General features: G+C 56.9%; 11 protein-coding genes. 4 read left to right on the plus strand and 7 right to left on the minus strand.

Going from position 1 to position 14703, the window contains the following annotated elements:
- Nucleotides 1-555 precede the first annotated feature (555 nt).
- Together WG622_RS11090 and WG622_RS11095 are read left to right on the plus strand one after the other, a co-directional pair.
- Complete coding sequence (locus tag WG622_RS11090) at nt 556-1308, plus strand: MlaA family lipoprotein (RefSeq protein WP_245168625.1); 753 nt, start codon at nt 556-558, stop codon at nt 1306-1308.
- 8 nt (nt 1309-1316) lie between these two features.
- A complete protein-coding gene (locus tag WG622_RS11095) occupies nt 1317-1901 on the plus strand; it encodes an MlaC/ttg2D family ABC transporter substrate-binding protein (RefSeq protein WP_339403637.1) in 585 nt (194 codons plus the stop codon).
- A gap of 124 nt (nt 1902-2025) precedes the next feature.
- Here WG622_RS11095 and WG622_RS11100 read toward each other — a convergent pair whose 3' ends face one another.
- Nucleotides 2026-4191: a transglycosylase domain-containing protein gene (locus tag WG622_RS11100; protein ID WP_339403638.1), complete on the minus strand. Its 2166-nt coding sequence runs from the start codon at nt 4189-4191 to the stop codon at nt 2026-2028.
- A 267-nt stretch (nt 4192-4458) separates the two neighbouring features.
- Here WG622_RS11100 and WG622_RS11105 point away from each other — a divergent pair, with 267 nt between their 5' ends.
- Nucleotides 4459-4797, plus strand: coding sequence for a P-II family nitrogen regulator (locus WG622_RS11105; protein WP_209355191.1), 339 nt, complete (start codon nt 4459-4461; stop codon nt 4795-4797).
- 29 nt (nt 4798-4826) lie between these two features.
- Nucleotides 4827-6158 (plus strand): ammonium transporter, encoded by a 1332-nt coding sequence (locus WG622_RS11110; protein WP_209355190.1) that lies wholly within the window; start codon nt 4827-4829, stop codon nt 6156-6158.
- 75 nt (nt 6159-6233) lie between these two features.
- On the opposite strand, the gene WG622_RS11115 is transcribed toward WG622_RS11110, so the two are convergent.
- The 6 genes from WG622_RS11115 to WG622_RS11140 form a co-directional block, all read right to left on the minus strand.
- A complete protein-coding gene (locus WG622_RS11115; protein ID WP_339403639.1) occupies nt 6234-7607 on the minus strand; it encodes an ammonium transporter family protein in 1374 nt (457 codons plus the stop codon).
- A 176-nt stretch (nt 7608-7783) separates the two neighbouring features.
- Nucleotides 7784-8182 carry a VOC family protein gene (locus tag WG622_RS11120; RefSeq protein WP_339403640.1) on the minus strand — a complete coding sequence of 133 codons (399 nt, stop codon included), beginning with the start codon at nt 8180-8182 and terminating at the stop codon, nt 7784-7786.
- Between the two features lie 285 nt (nt 8183-8467).
- Complete coding sequence (locus WG622_RS11125) at nt 8468-9649, minus strand: amino acid aminotransferase (protein WP_339403641.1); 1182 nt, start codon at nt 9647-9649, stop codon at nt 8468-8470.
- Nucleotides 9649-10506, minus strand: a complete 858-nt coding sequence (gene sseA, locus WG622_RS11130) for a 3-mercaptopyruvate sulfurtransferase (RefSeq protein ID WP_339403642.1) — start codon at nt 10504-10506, stop codon at nt 9649-9651. Before sseA ends, WG622_RS11125 begins: the two co-directional genes overlap by 1 nt.
- 642 nt (nt 10507-11148) lie before the next feature.
- Entirely contained in the window at nt 11149-11625 is a 477-nt protein-coding gene (gene smpB, locus WG622_RS11135) for an SsrA-binding protein SmpB (protein WP_339403643.1), read from the minus strand.
- A gap of 97 nt (nt 11626-11722) precedes the next feature.
- A complete protein-coding gene (locus tag WG622_RS11140; protein ID WP_339403644.1) occupies nt 11723-14638 on the minus strand; it encodes an error-prone DNA polymerase in 2916 nt (971 codons plus the stop codon).
- Nucleotides 14639-14703: the final 65 nt, after the last annotated feature.

Below are 14703 nucleotides of genomic sequence, written 5' to 3' on the forward strand. Positions count from 1 at the left end.
GGCCGAGTCCGCCCAAGCAATCATCCGCGTTCGGGAAACGTCACGGAAACGATCTCTTTGAGATTGAGGGACTAACCCCAAACATTGATCAAATCTTGAGCGAAACTCTGACCCAAGACGAGCAAGAACACGCCCACGTGAAAAATCGAGTACCCCCCATGTCAGTAGAAGAAAAGCTGTGATCACCGACAGCCCAAGCAGCGTTTCCAAGGATCGGGTCGCCAGAACGCGATCATAGATCTGCAGCATATAGAGAGGGCCCGATAGCAAAAGTAAGTTACCGAAAAAGCTAAATATTCCGATCCCAATGATCATTGACACCGCGCCTTTCGGTACCAAATCTAGGGTCTGATGCGACTTACTCATGCCTTTTACCCAGCCCCAAATTCGACCGTTGGAAGGCAATGTTTGACCCAAGAAACCGTTGTGGCCCATTCGCCACAGGTAGGATAGGATTTTCTGCGTGCATATCTGGTCTTTAAGTCAACATTCTAAATGCTTTATGAGGACGCAAAGATCTTTGGATAAATTTGAACACATATGGACTCGAATTTGATGTCGACCGGCCGCAAAATTTTCGCACTTCTCGCTGCGCTGTCTTTGACAGCCTGCGCAGCGTCGCGCCCTGCGGTCACCTCGGATATCCACGATCCGCATGAAGATGCGAACCGCAATGTCCATGCGTTCAACCTGGCGTTGGATCGCAACATCGTGCGGCCTCTGTCACGAGGCTATGGCACCGCGATCCCAGAAGGCGGCCGTCAGGTTGTCTCGAATGTGGCCGAGCATCTGGGCCTGCCTGCCGATATTCTGAACAATGTCCTGCAAGGCGACCTGCGCAATGCGGGGAACAACACGGCACGCTTTGTAGTGAACACGGTCTTTGGCGTCTTTGGCACCGGAGACATGGCGACCGGCATGGGCATTCCCCTGCGGAAAACCGACTTTGGCGAGACCCTGCATGTGTGGGGCGCAGGCGAAGGCGCCTATGTTGAATTGCCGGTGTTTGGTCCATCGACGTCGCGTGACACCGTCGGCACTATTCTTGATTTTGCCTTGGACCCGGTGGCCATCGTTCTGCCCCGTCCGGAAAGCTATGTCGGGACGGCGGCGACTTTTGCCGATCAACTTGGTACGCGGTATGATTTTGCCGATGCCGTCGACTCGGTTCTTTATGAGAGTGCCGACAGCTATGCGCAGGCTCGGATTTTGTACCTGCAGAACCGCCGATTTGAACTTGGAGTCACGGTCGAAGCCAGTGACGTAGATCCATTTTCGGATCCCTTCGCGGATCCATTTGCTCAGTAGGTGATGTTATGAAACGTCGTATTTTCCTCGCATCCGGCGCAGCTCTGGCCCTGATGCCGGCTTCTGCCTTCGCGCTGACCACCGGAGAAGCCCGTGTTCTGGTCGACAAAGTCGTCACCGATATCAACCAAGTGATCGCGTCCGGGAAATCGATCAATGGCATGGTGCGCGATTTTGAAGGCATCTTCAAACGCCACGCAGATGTGGCCTGGATCGCAGGCTCGGCTTTGGGACCGGATGCGCGCCGTATGAGCGCGTCGCAACGCAACCAATATGTCAGTGCCTTCACCAAATATATCTCTGGCAAATACGGCCGCCGCTTTAATGAATTCAAAGGTGGCAAGATCGTCGTGCAAAACGCCAAGAAGGAAAAGAACTATTTCCGCGTGGAAACCGTGACAGACCTGCCCGGGCAAGCGCCTTTTGCGGTTGATTTTCTGGTGTCCAACCGCACGGGCAAAAACCTGTTCTTTGATCTGATCGTAGAAGGCATCAGCCTGCGTCTGTCAGAAAAATCCGAGATTGGCGCGATGTTGGACAAACGCGGTGGCGATTTGGATGCTCTGATCGCGGACCTGCGCAAGTTCGGCTAGCGGACGCCTGATTTTCACAAGTTCGCGCCCCAAGGGTGACCACCACTTTAGGGCAACATCTTTTGTTTGCCCTAGGCAAACGCGTTTTCAGCCAAGCAATATCGCCGTTTCTAGGATGCAGCGATCAATTCCGCCCGCCCAAAATCCCGCGCAGAAGTTGTTCCAGTACATTCTCTCGGTTGTTGCGCACAGGTTCTGGCACGCGATTGGCATTTCTGCTGGGGGTAAAACCCGGCAAGGCACGGGGGATTTCACCGTCGCTCACGCGGGTCATAACCTGTTTCCAGATCTCCGCCGGAAGACCGCCGCCGGTCACGCCGGTCAGAGGCGTGTTGTCGTCATAGCCCATCCAGACGCCGGTCACGTAGTCGGCGGTAAAGCCGATGAACCACGCGTCTTTCGCCGCACTCGTCGTGCCCGTCTTGCCGGCCACTTCCCAACCCGGCAATTGCGCGCGGGTACCACTGCCCTCAGAGACGACTTTACTCATCATATAGATCAACTCGCGCGCGGCACCCTCTGTGATGACCCGCTCGCCAATACCTCCAGCGGTGCCCATCATAGGCTCGTCTTCGCCCTGCAGGCGCAATTCAACCAGCCCATAAGGCGTTACCGACGAGCCACCGTTCAAAATACCTGCGTAGGCCCCAGTCATTTCAAGCAGGGAACTCTCTGAGGCCCCCAATGCCAGTGCCGGACCATCGGCAAGATCGCTTTCAATGCCAAAGTCTGCCGCCACTTTGCGCACGTTGTCGCGACCGACCGACTCTGAGATCTTAACCGCCGGGATATTGAGCGAATTGGCCAAGGCCCATTCCAGCGTCACATCGCCGTAGTATTCATTGGTGTAATTGCGCGGACACCACTCGCCAGAGCCCGGGATGTTCATGCAAAGCGGCGCATCCTCGACCAGATCGTTGTGGCTGTAACCCAGATCCAGCGCGGTCCCATAGACGAAGGGCTTGAACGCCGAGCCTGTCTGACGTTTCGCCTGTACCGCGCGGTTGAACGCCCCGCTGACTTTGGTCTGACGCCCACCGATCATGGCGCGCACAGCACCGTCAGCAGACATGACCACCACGGCGGCCTGCGCCTCAGAGCCTTTGCGCACGTTGTTTTCAAAGACCCATTGCAGCCCCTCTTCGGCGGCCGTCTGGATGCGTTGATCCAGCGTGGTTTGGATAATCACGTCCTCGGTGGTGTTCTGACCTAGGAAATCCGGCAGGTTCTCAGGGCGCATGATCCAATCCGCGAAATACCCGCCCGCTTTGGCCTGCGCAGCCTCTGACAGGGTCGCGGGGTTTTCTTGCCAAAAGAGAGTCTGTTCGTTGCTTAGGTAGCCCTGCTCATTCATCAACCGCAGGATAGTCGCCGCGCGATCCTGACTGCGTTCAAGATTATTGGTTGGAGCCAATCGCGTCGGTGCAGTCAAAAGCCCGGCAATCATCGCGCTTTCAGCCGGGCTGAGCTCGGCCGCATTCTTGCCGAAATAGACCTGCCCCGCGGCCTCAACCCCATAGGCCCCGCCGCCCATATAGGCGCGGTTCAGATAGATCGAGAGGATCTCGTCCTTGGAATATTTCACCTCCATCGCCAAAGCGTAAATCGCTTCGGTGATCTTGCGGGTCATCGACGTGCGGCGGCAATCGGCGACATAGGCCGCTTCGCTCTTCCACTGGTCTTTGTCGAACTCGACACCCAGACAAAGCAGCTTGGCTGTCTGCTGCGTAATGGTCGAGCCGCCGTGGCCCTGCAAAGGCCCCCGTCCTTCACGCAGGTTGATGCGGACGGCTGAGGCCACGCCGCGCGGGCTGACGCCGAAGTGGTTGTAGAACCGTTTGTCCTCGGTCGCGACGACGGCGTTTTTGAGATGCGGGGAGACGGAGCTCGCGGTCACGACTCCACCGAACTGATCCCCGCGCCAGGCAAAGACATCGCCATTGCGGTCCATCAAAGTCACAGAGCCCTGCGCGCGCCCATCAAGCAGCGTGTCCAAATCCGGCAGCAGGACATATTGATAGCCGACAGCCAGACCGATGATCGTCGCCACCACCATCGCGACGCGCCATGTGATCGTCCAGACCAGCCCCCAGAACCACGCCCAGAGCCGCCCCAAGAGGCTTCGCTTCTTGGGCGTCGGCTTGCGTCGTGTCGACCCGCGTTTTGCTTTGCTTGCGGGTTTTGCGGATTTCGCAGGCGCTTTGCCAGGCGGCTTCCCCCAGCCAGAGCGCTTGGCGCCATAGCGATTGTCAGCCACGAGGGGCGACTTCTTTTTCTTGGAATCACGCATGGGTCAGTCTGCTCGACGGTCTTAATTGGGCACATTTTAACTAATGAAATCGAAAATGTAGAGCAGCGAGCAAGCGGAAGATCGCTTTAAATTTTGCCTATTTTTTGTGCGACGCGCCTTAAAAGTGCAAAAATTGTGCAAAAACGCTCCATTTTTGGGCAGTTGACGCCCTGTTTCCCTTCGATTCCCTCCTTGGGGCGGGTTTTTCTGCGGCGGTACTGACTTGTCAGCGACGCGCGCTGCCAAGCCACAGGAAAGGGGATCAGGGTGAAACTGATTATTGCAACGATTAAACCGTTCAAGCTCGAGGAGGTCCGCGAGGCGCTGACCGAGATCGGCGTGCGCGGTCTCATGGTAACCGAGATCAAGGGCTTTGGTGCTCAGTCCGGTCACACCGAAATTTACCGCGGTGCAGAATACACCGTTAATTTTGTACCGAAGGTCAAACTGGAGCTCGTCGTCGCCGCTTCCATGGTTGATCAGGTGGTTGAAACCATCTCCAACACTGCGCGCACCGGCAAAATCGGTGACGGCAAGATCTTTGTTCTGGACGTGGCGCAGGCTGTGCGTGTGCGGACCGGCGAAACCAACGAAGACGCGCTGTAAGAGCGCGATCAAAAGGGGAATATCCTATCATGAAACTCGCAAGCAAACTTGGCTTGGCCTCCGCATTGGTCGCTCTGCCATCGCTGGGCCTGGCACAGGACGCAGTTCCTGGCGTCGACGCCTCCAGCGACACGATCTTTATTCTGAACTCTCTGCTGTTCCTCGTCGGCGGCTTCCTGGTCTTCTGGATGGCAGCAGGCTTTGCGATGCTCGAAGCGGGCCTCGTACGCGGCAAGAACGTTACCATGCAGCTGATCAAGAACATCTCCCTGTTCTCACTGGCGGCAATCTTCTACTACCTCATCGGCTACAACCTGATGTACCCACTGGGCACATGGTCCGTTGACGGCGTTCTCTCCGGCGTCTGGGGCGTAGGTGTTCTGGAAGCTGTTGGCGTTGGCCGTGACGGTGCAGACGACTATGGTTATGCATCCACTGGTTCTGACTTCTTCTTCCAGCTGATGTTCTGTGCGACCACCGCGTCCATCGTATCCGGTACTCTCGCCGAGCGTATCAAACTGTGGCCATTCCTGATCTTCACGATCGTTCTGACTGCTGTCATCTACCCACTGCAGGCTTCCTGGAAATGGGGCGGCGGTTTCCTTGACGCAGCTGGCTTCCTGGACTTCGCGGGTTCCACCGTTGTGCACTCCGTAGGTGGCTGGGCCGCTCTGACAGGCGCTCTGATCCTGGGTCCACGTATCGGCAAGTATAAAGACGGCAAAACCGTTCCTATGCCAGGTTCCAACCTGACCCTCGCAACTCTGGGTACATTCATCCTGTGGCTGGGTTGGTTCGGCTTCAACGGCGGCTCTCAGCTGGCGATGGGCACTGTTGGCGACGTCGCAGACGTGTCGCGCATCTTTGCAAACACCAACACTGCAGCGGCAGGCGGCGCAATCGCAGCTCTGATCCTGACTCAAATCATGTACAAAAAGCCTGACCTGACCATGGTTCTGAACGGCGCGCTGGCGGGCCTCGTGTCCATCACTGCAGAGCCTCTGACCCCTACTCTGGGCGCAGCAACTCTGATCGGTGCAGTTGGCGGCGTGATCGTAGTCTTCGCAGTTCCAATGCTGGACCGCATGAAGATCGACGACGTTGTTGGCGCGATCCCTGTTCACCTGATCGCAGGTATCTGGGGCACCATCGCAGTAGTCTTCACCAACTCTGACGCGTCCCTGGGCACTCAGATCTACGCCATCGTGGTTGTCGGTATCTTCACCGTCGTCGCCTCCGGTGTGGTCTGGTTCATCCTGAACGCGATCATGGGTCTGCGTGTGGACGAAGAAGCTGAGATCACCGGTCTGGATATGGCAGAGCTGGGTATGGAAGCATATCCTGAGTTCTCCAAAGGCTAAGCCTTAGACCTCAAAAAACAAAGAAAGCCCGGAGCAGACTGCTCCGGGCTTTTTTTCTTTTTTGCACCGTCCCGTTTATGCTTCGGCCAGAGTCTCGGGTGCCTGTTTTGGGCTGTCACCTACCTGCCGCAGATGCTCGGGAAAGGCCTCGCTGCTCAGTTCAGCGATATCCAGACCTGCGATCTCGGTTTCGATACCGACGCGCAGCCCCATCGTCAGGGACAAAAGCCACCACACCAAGGCCGACGCAAGCGCAGTGAACAGACCGATTGCGCCAATGCCGTAAAGCTGCGCAAGAATGCTTGCGTCTGGATTGGTAAAGACCACCGCCAAAGTGCCCCAGACCCCGCAGGCCAAATGCACTGGGATCGCGCCCACAACGTCATCGATTTTCAACTTGTCGAGCCCGATGGTCACGAAGACTACAATAATGCCCCCAAGCCCACCGATCAGCGTTGCCATGCCAAGGGATGGGTACAGCGGCTCTGCGGTAATCGCCACGAGGCCTCCGAGTGCGCCGTTGAGCACGACCATGAGGCTCGGTTTGTCATGCAGGATCTGAGAAAGGATCAGAGTTGAGAGAACCCCTCCGGCCGCCGCCGCGTTGGTATTGGCAAAGATGCGGGAAATGTCTGCGATATCACCGACCGTGCCCATCGCAAGCTGCGACGCACCATTGAAGCCGAACCAGCCGAGCCAAAGGATAAACGTCCCAAGTGCCGCCAGGCTAAGGTCAGACCAAGGCAGCTCCATAACCTTGTCGCCATTGTATTTGCCGATACGTGGGCCCAAGATCAGGGCTCCGGTCAGAGCGGCCCATCCGCCCACAGAGTGCACGACAGTAGAGCCCGCGAAGTCCAGGAAACCTGCCTGATCAAGGAAACCGCCACCCCATTTCCACGAGGCCTGGAGCGGATAGATCAATCCGGTCAGAACAACGGTAAACGCAAGGAAAGGCCAAAGTTTGATCCGTTCCGCCAAGGCGCCCGAAACGATAGACGCAGTGGTGGCGCAGAACATGAGCTGGAAGAAGAAGTCAGATCCGGTGGCCGCGTATGAATAGTCATCCGCCAGCTCGCGCGTGACAGCGACCGGCTCAAGAATGGCCAAGCCGACAGCCGCAGAGACGAAACCATCGATGAACCATTGGCCCAGCGGATACATCAAATTGTAGCCAAATAGGTAATAAAGCGTGGCTGCAACCGCGAAGAGTGACATGTTTTTCGTCAGCTGCATGGCCACGTTCTTGCTGCGCACAAGCCCCGCTTCGAGCATGGCAAAACCAGCCGCCATCCAAAAGACGAGGAAACCGCCGATCAGAAAGAGAAGTGAGTTGAAAATAAAGACGGTGTCAGGGGATGCCGCATTGGATGAACCGTCGCTCGCAAAGCTGAAGGACGGCAGCACAAAAAATGCTGTCGCGAGCCCGATTGCTCTGGGGAGTGTCATGTTTTTAACCTCAGGATAGGATAATGTTATTATATTTCACTCGCTAAGCGGGTTTATTACTCGCAACCTGCATCCTAGGTAGTATGTATGATCTGCCACTTTGACAAGCAATTTGTGAACATCTGGAAGCACTTAAGTGCCATTTGTGGGGTCGAGGCCCTGGAAAATTGTGGTCGTCAAGGACGCCCATCGGTGAACTGAACAAGGTCCCAGAGCGTGCCATAGAGATCTTTGAAGACAGCGACTATACCGTATTCCGCGGTCTTTGGCGCGCGCGCGAACTCCACACCTTTTGATACTAGATCATTGTAATCACGCCAAAAATCATCCGTCTGAAGAAACAGAAACACACGCCCTCCGGCCTGATTTCCGATAAACTCAGCCTGCTCGGGACTGGACGCTCGCGCAAGCAATATCGAGGCGCCCCCTCCGTTTGGCCGCACCACAACCCAACGTTTGTCTTGCTCGGGTTGATAGCTGTCTTCCACCAGTTCGAACCCCAGAACGTCAACGTAGAAGGCAATCGCCTCATTATAGTCGCGAACCACCAATGAAATATGGGCCAGAGTCTGCATAAAGCTGCTATTATCACGAAACGCGCCCGGGCACAGGGCCCGGGCGATGTGTCACCAAGGGAAGTGGCCAACTTTTGGGGAGCGGCCGGGTGACACAGGGGAAGGCCGTGTCTCGGGGACAGGTTGAACACGGCCCGCTTTCTGCTCGAGGTCGGGTCTCGTTCCCGTTGCTGTATGGGAGTGATACGGGCGACGCGACGCGTTCCGTCGCACGATTGAAAAAAATTTCAAAAAAAGAAAAGGCGCCCTGAAACGAGCGCCTTTCAATAATTCTACCAGCGAGCGTTAAACGCCTGCGTCGACGATCGCTTTCGCCAAAATCGGCACAGATTTGTCATTCAGGCCCGCGATATTCATGCGGCTGTCGCTGACCATATAGATCGCGCTGTCCACGCGCATCTTTTCCACCAACTCTGGCGTTGTGCCGATCTGACTGAACATACCACGGTGCTGCGCGATAAAGCCAAAACGATCAGAACCGGAACGCTCCCGCAGCTCCTCGGCCAGTTGCTCCCGCAGCCCCAGCATCGAGAGGCGCACCTCTTCGAGTTCGGCAGCCCAATCGGCACGCAGCTCTGGATCCGTCAGAATGGTGGTGACTACACGCGCACCGTGATCCGGTGGGAAGGAATAGTTCTGACGGTTCAGGAAATTCAGGTTCTGTTGCACGATTGGCGTTTCAGCGTCAGCCGAGATTGCCATCAGAATGCCGGTACGTTCACGATAGATGCCGAAGTTCTTGGAACAGCTGCCCGCGATCAGAACATTCGCCACGGAGGAGGCCACAAGGCGCACAGCCTGAGCATCTTCTTCCAGACCGTCGCCGAAACCCTGATAGGCAATATCGACCATCGCCAGCAGCTTTTTCTCGTTGATCAGATCCACAACCTTCTGCCACTGCGTCAGGTTCAGGTTCGCGCCGGTTGGGTTGTGGCAACAGCCATGCAGCAGAACGACATCGCCCTCGGCGGCCTTGCCGAGATCCTCAAGCATGCCCTCGAAATCAACACCGCGTGTTTCCGTATCAAAATAGCGATACGGAACCGCCTCGATGCCCACATACTTCAGGATCGACACGTGGTTTGGCCAGGTTGGGTTGGACACGTGCACTTTAGCGGCAGGATTTGCGATTTTGATCAGCTCAAATGCCTGACGCACCGCGCCCGTGCCACCCGGAGTGGCCACCGCTGCGATGGAGTCGCGCGCGACGCTCTCGCCCAGGATCAGGCCGATCATCGCATCCGCATATGCAGGGTCGCCCGCCAGAGCCACATAGCTCTTGCTTTCCTGTGTCTCCACCAGACGGCGCTCTGCTTCTTTCACAGCCCGCATAACAGGCGTCACGCCCTCTGCGTTTTTGTAGACGCCAACGCCCAGATCCACTTTGGCAGGACGCGGATCTTCGCGATAGGCCGCCATCAGGGTCAGGATTTTGTCTGCCGGTTGTGCTTTGAGGTTGCTCAGCATTATGCGTCTCCAGTCGCAATAGGAACTGTGGGGAAGGCGCCCCATTCAGTCCAAGATCCGTCGTAAAGGGAATGATCAGTCTTGCCAAAGCGCTCCATGGCAAGACAGAGCACCGCGGCTGTCACACCAGAGCCGCAAGAAGTGATTGCGGGTTTTGCCAGATCAACCCCGGCTGCTTCGAAGATTTCTTTCAAAGCCTCGGGGTCTTTCATGGTTTTGTCAGCGTTCAACAGAGTGCTGAACGGCACATTGCGCGCGTTCGGGATATGACCTGCGCGCATGCCCGGACGCGGCTCGGCTGCCTCGCCTTTGAACCGATCAGCGGCGCGGGCATCGATGATCACATAGTCCATCAACTTAGAGGCTCGGCTGACCTCGGTCACATCCTTAACCATCTCATAACGCGGACGCGCAAACATGTGGCGATCTCGGATTACAGGAGGCTCGTTGGTTACTGGCCGTCCCTCGGCGGTCCATTTCGGCAAGCCGCCGTCAAGCACCGCGATATTGTCGTGCCCCATCAGCTTGAAAAGCCACCATACACGCGCAGCGGAAAACAACCCCGCGCCGTCATAGACAACGATCTGGTGCCCATCGCCCACGCCCAACTCACGGATGCGCGACAGAAACTTTTCCACCGGTGGCACCATATGGGGCAGGTTCGAGCGGTGGTCAGAGATATCTTCGATGTCAAAGAACCGCGCGCCTGGAATGTGGCTTGCGTCAAATTCCGCTTTCGGATCCCGAGACTCGGTCGGCAAATACCAAGAGGCATCCAGAATACGAAGATCTGGGTCCTTAAGATTGGCGTTCAACCAAGCCGTCGAGACAATCGTTTTTGGATCATCCTGTGCCATGCTGCACCTTTTGAGGAAATCTGGCTTTGCCTACTACCAGAGGGCTAGAGTCGCAAGGGAACTCCTCAAATTTCCCCGTTCAGCGCGTGCAAATTAGAATCACTGGGTGAAGACCACACGCAAATACAACCTTTACGTGTTATTCAACACAGGTGGTTTTCGACACCAATAATTGGCCCCGGGTTCAATGATTGGGAACAATGAGATCGCCTATCGTCGTCTAAGACCGACTAAGTGCTTTTGTGCGCTTTGTTTTTCAGATATTTAAAGCGTATTGATCTATACAATAGCTTTTCAACGGCACAAGGAATCTCAAGAAACCTGTTTCCAAGTTACTGATTAAAGGCTAAAATTATAGGGTAAGACGCGGTAAGATTGTTTTTATGCCGTTGCGTGCGCGCTTAATCATATGAATTATATGGCAAAAAGCGCCCCAGAATCTCAGGAATTCCGCCTTTGATGCGGACCGTAATACGAGTGCCAGGGAGTTACGAGTACCCCCATGCTGCCCCGCGCAGCATGGGGATTTTCATTTCTGGCGCCTCATATGCGTAAATTTCTATCTTTGTGTTGCTCAACTCTGGACGCGCTTACGCTACGTCAGGATTGCTGGATGGATTTTGGATCTAACCCCGTCCGAGATTAGTCACCGTGCCGCAATAGACGCTGCTTCTGACGGCCCCAATCGCGCTTCGCCTCGGTCGCACGCTTGTCGTGCAGCTTTTTACCTTTGGCGATGCCGACCTTCAGCTTCACATAGCCCTTGTGATTGAAATACATAACAATCGGCACAATGGTCATGCCTTTACGCTGGGTCTCATTCCACAAGCGCGCAAGTTCGCGTTTGCTTACCAAGAGCTTGCGGCGGCGTCGTTCCAGATGAGCAAACATCGCCCGATCATAGGGCGCGATATAAGAGTTCACGAGCCAAAGCTCACCGTCTTTCACCTCGGCATAGCTCTCGGCAATGTTAGAGCCGCCGTTGCGCAGGCTTTTAACCTCTGATCCCATCAGCACGACACCGCATTCGATGTCATCCTCAATGGCATAGTCAAACCGCGCCCGCCGGTTCTCGGCGATCACTTTGTAGTTCGGGTCTGATTTAGGTTTCTTAGCCATGGTCGGGATTGCTTACATCTGCAGCTTTGGGCTGTCCATCGGATTCCCCATATGGGGACCGGGCTGGGGCAATCAACCTTCATCTTGCCCTAAATACTCATTCCGAGCCCGCCACATCCACCGGCGTCAACTGGTCCCGCAACAGAGCCACCGGATGGGCCTTGAGGCTCAACCGCATAGACACGTAATCCTCCACCACCTGCTCGCCCAAGGTCATTGCAGGCAGATTGGCAGGCGCCTCAAAGATCGCCTCGCCATCCATATCCGCCTCAAACAGCGGCAGAGGCTTGTCCGACCGGATCGCCTTGGCCTCCCACAGGGCCTCGCGGCGCACGAAACCAAGCCCTGCGAATACATCTGCCTCAGCCAGCCGTGTGATGACCGCAGGGCCTATCCCTGCCCGCCGCCAGACCTCTTCAACGCTCAGATAGCCATTGCCGCGCGCCGCTGTGATCCAGGCGGCGTCCTCTTCGCGAATGCCTTTGATCTGGCGAAAGCCCAGCCGCAAGGCCAGACCGCCCTGCCCGTCAGGCTCCATGACGTTGTCCCAGAAACTCTCGTTGATATCGACGGGCCTGACCGTCACCCCATGTTCCCGTGCATCGCGCACGATCTGGGCGGGGGCATAAAACCCCATGGGCTGGGAATTGAGCAGCGCACAGGCAAAGATCCCGGGATGATGGCATTTGATCCAGGCGCTGGCGTAAACCAGCAAGGCAAAGCTGGCGGCATGGCTTTCGGGGAAGCCATAGGATCCAAAGCCCTCGATCTGGGAAAAACAGCGGGCGGCGAAGTCTTCGTCATAGCCGTTCTTTTTCATCCCGCGCATGAACCGTGTGCGGAATTCGCTGACGTTGCCATGTTTCTTGAAGGTCGCGAGGGAGCGCCTCAGACGATCCGCCTCTTCCGGTGAAAACCCCGCACCGATGATGGCGATCTGCATCGCCTGTTCCTGAAACAGCGGCACACCGAGTGTTTTGCCCAGCACTTCGCCCAACTCATCTGAAGGAAACTCGACCTTCTCCTCGCCATTCCGACGCCGGATATAGGGATGCACCATGTCGCCCTGAATGGGGCCCGGTCGGATGATGGCGACCTCGATCACCAGATCATAGAAATGGCGCGGGCGCATGCGCGGCAGAAAGTTCATCTGGGCACGGCTTTCCACCTGAAACACGCCGATGGAGTCCGCCGCGCAGAGCATGTCATAGACCTTTGGATCCTCCTGCGGCAGGCTTGAGAGCGTGTAGGTCTGACCATGATGCCGTGTCATCAGATCAAAGGCTTTGCGGATACAGGTCAGCATCCCGAGGCTGAGCACATCGACCTTCAGGATGCCAAGGCTTTCAATATCATCCTTGTCCCAACAGATGACCGTGCGGTCCTCCATCGTGGCGTTTTCAATCGGGACCAACTCATCGAGCCGCCCCTCGGTGACGATGAAGCCGCCGACATGTTGGGAGAGGTGCCGTGGAAAGCCGATAACTTCATAGACCAGCGCCATGGTTTGGAGAAGGCGTTTGTCGCCCGGATCAAGCCCGATCTCGCGCATGCGGTGTTCTTCCAGCCCATTGGCCGAGAAAAAGCCCCAGAGCTGCGAACTCAGCGCGGAAATCGTGTCCTCGGTCAGCCCCATGGCACGGCCGACCTCTCGGATGGCACGTTTGCCGCGATAGTGAACGACCGTGGCACAGAGCCCCGCGCGGTGGCGGCCATAGCGTTCATAGATCCACTGGATGACCTCTTCGCGCCGTTCGTGCTCGAAATCGACGTCGATATCAGGCGGCTCGTCTCGGGCCTCAGAGACAAAGCGCTCAAACACCATCGTGCCGATTTCGGGGCTGACCGAGGTGATGCCGAGGCAGTAACAGACCACCGAGTTGGCCGCAGACCCCCGCCCCTGACACAGGATATCGCGGGAGCGGGCGAAATGGACGATATCGCGAACAGTCAGGAAATAAGGCTCGTAGTTAAGCTTCGCGATCAAGGCGAGCTCATGTTCGAGCATGCCCCGCACCCTTTCAGGCGCACCGTATTTATAGCGCCACTTGAGGCCCTCGTAGGCGAGCCGTTTCAGGCGTTCGGTCGCGCTTTCCCCCTGTGCCACTTCCGAGGGGTATTCATAGCGCAGCTCTCCCAGCGAGAAGGTGAGCGAGCCCGCGAGCGTGTCCGCCCGAGCGAGCGCCTCGGGGTGGTCCCGAAAGATCCGCGCCATATCCCGCGCGCTGCGCAGGCGGTGTTCTGAATGGGCTAAGGCTTCACGTCCCAGGGCTTCGACCTTGCACCCCGAGCGCACCGCCGCCAGCACATCCGCCAGCTTGCGACGACGCCCGTGGTGCATGCGCGGGGTGCAAGACGCCACTGTCGGCAACCCCAGATGCGTGGCACGTTCCACGATGGCCGCAAACCGTGGCGCATCCTGCCCGTCATATCGGGGACTGAGCATCACATCGATACGCCCTGCAAAGCGGCGCGTCAGGCGTTTGGCTTGCTGCTCCCAAGTGGACGCGCCGCGGGGCTGATGATGCGCATCCGGCGCGGGTTGCAGGATCAGGTGGAGGCCGTCGTGATGACTCGTAAGGTCCTCAAGCCTGAGAATGCAGCTGCCTTTTTCAGCCCGAAGCCGTCCGAGAGAGAGGATACGACAGAGGCTCCCCCAGCCTTTACGATTGATCGGCAGGGCCACCACTGGACCCGCGTCCTCAAACAGCAGCCGCGCGGCGGGAATGAGGCGCGGGACATCGTAGATCGGGAAGGACTGCGGATCGGGAAGGTCTAAGGGTTTGGGGGGCCCAATGAGCCCATGTTCATCGTCAAAGCGCTGCCGCTCTTTGACCCGCCGCGCGATATCTTTGGCCTCGGTATAGGCGCGCACGATGCCGGCCACGGAATTGTCATCGGCGATAGCGATGGCACTGAGGCCGACCTCGAGCGCACGTCGCATGTACTCCTCGGGGTGAGAGGCCCCGGTGAGGAAAGTAAAATTGGACATGGCGCAGAGTTCGACCGGCATGCCCTATTATATGTTCTTATTTTGTTCTTTTTGGAGTCGAAAAATTAGTGCCGTTGGATTCTGAG

The organism is Cognatishimia coralii (assembly GCF_037478305.1).
In the GTDB taxonomy this organism is placed as follows: Bacteria; Pseudomonadota; Alphaproteobacteria; order Rhodobacterales; family Rhodobacteraceae; genus Cognatishimia; species Cognatishimia coralii.

Excerpts from the sequence above, each read along its gene's own strand:
- WG622_RS11090 (WP_245168625.1), top strand. The coding sequence starts at position 556 with ATGTCGACCGGCCGCAAAATTTTCGCACTTCTCGCTGCGCTGTCTTTG.
- WG622_RS11095 (WP_339403637.1), top strand. The coding sequence starts at position 1,317 with ATGAAACGTCGTATTTTCCTCGCATCCGGCGCAGCTCTGGCCCTGATG.
- WG622_RS11100 (WP_339403638.1), bottom strand. The coding sequence starts at position 4,191 with ATGCGTGATTCCAAGAAAAAGAAGTCGCCCCTCGTGGCTGACAATCGC.
- WG622_RS11110 (WP_209355190.1), top strand. The coding sequence starts at position 4,827 with ATGAAACTCGCAAGCAAACTTGGCTTGGCCTCCGCATTGGTCGCTCTG.
- WG622_RS11115 (WP_339403639.1), bottom strand. The coding sequence starts at position 7,607 with ATGACACTCCCCAGAGCAATCGGGCTCGCGACAGCATTTTTTGTGCTG.
- WG622_RS11120 (WP_339403640.1), bottom strand. The coding sequence starts at position 8,182 with ATGCAGACTCTGGCCCATATTTCATTGGTGGTTCGCGACTATAATGAG.
- WG622_RS11125 (WP_339403641.1), bottom strand. The coding sequence starts at position 9,649 with ATGCTGAGCAACCTCAAAGCACAACCGGCAGACAAAATCCTGACCCTG.
- sseA (WP_339403642.1), bottom strand. The coding sequence starts at position 10,506 with ATGGCACAGGATGATCCAAAAACGATTGTCTCGACGGCTTGGTTGAAC.
- smpB (WP_339403643.1), bottom strand. The coding sequence starts at position 11,625 with ATGGCTAAGAAACCTAAATCAGACCCGAACTACAAAGTGATCGCCGAG.
- WG622_RS11140 (WP_339403644.1), bottom strand. The coding sequence starts at position 14,638 with ATGCCGGTCGAACTCTGCGCCATGTCCAATTTTACTTTCCTCACCGGG.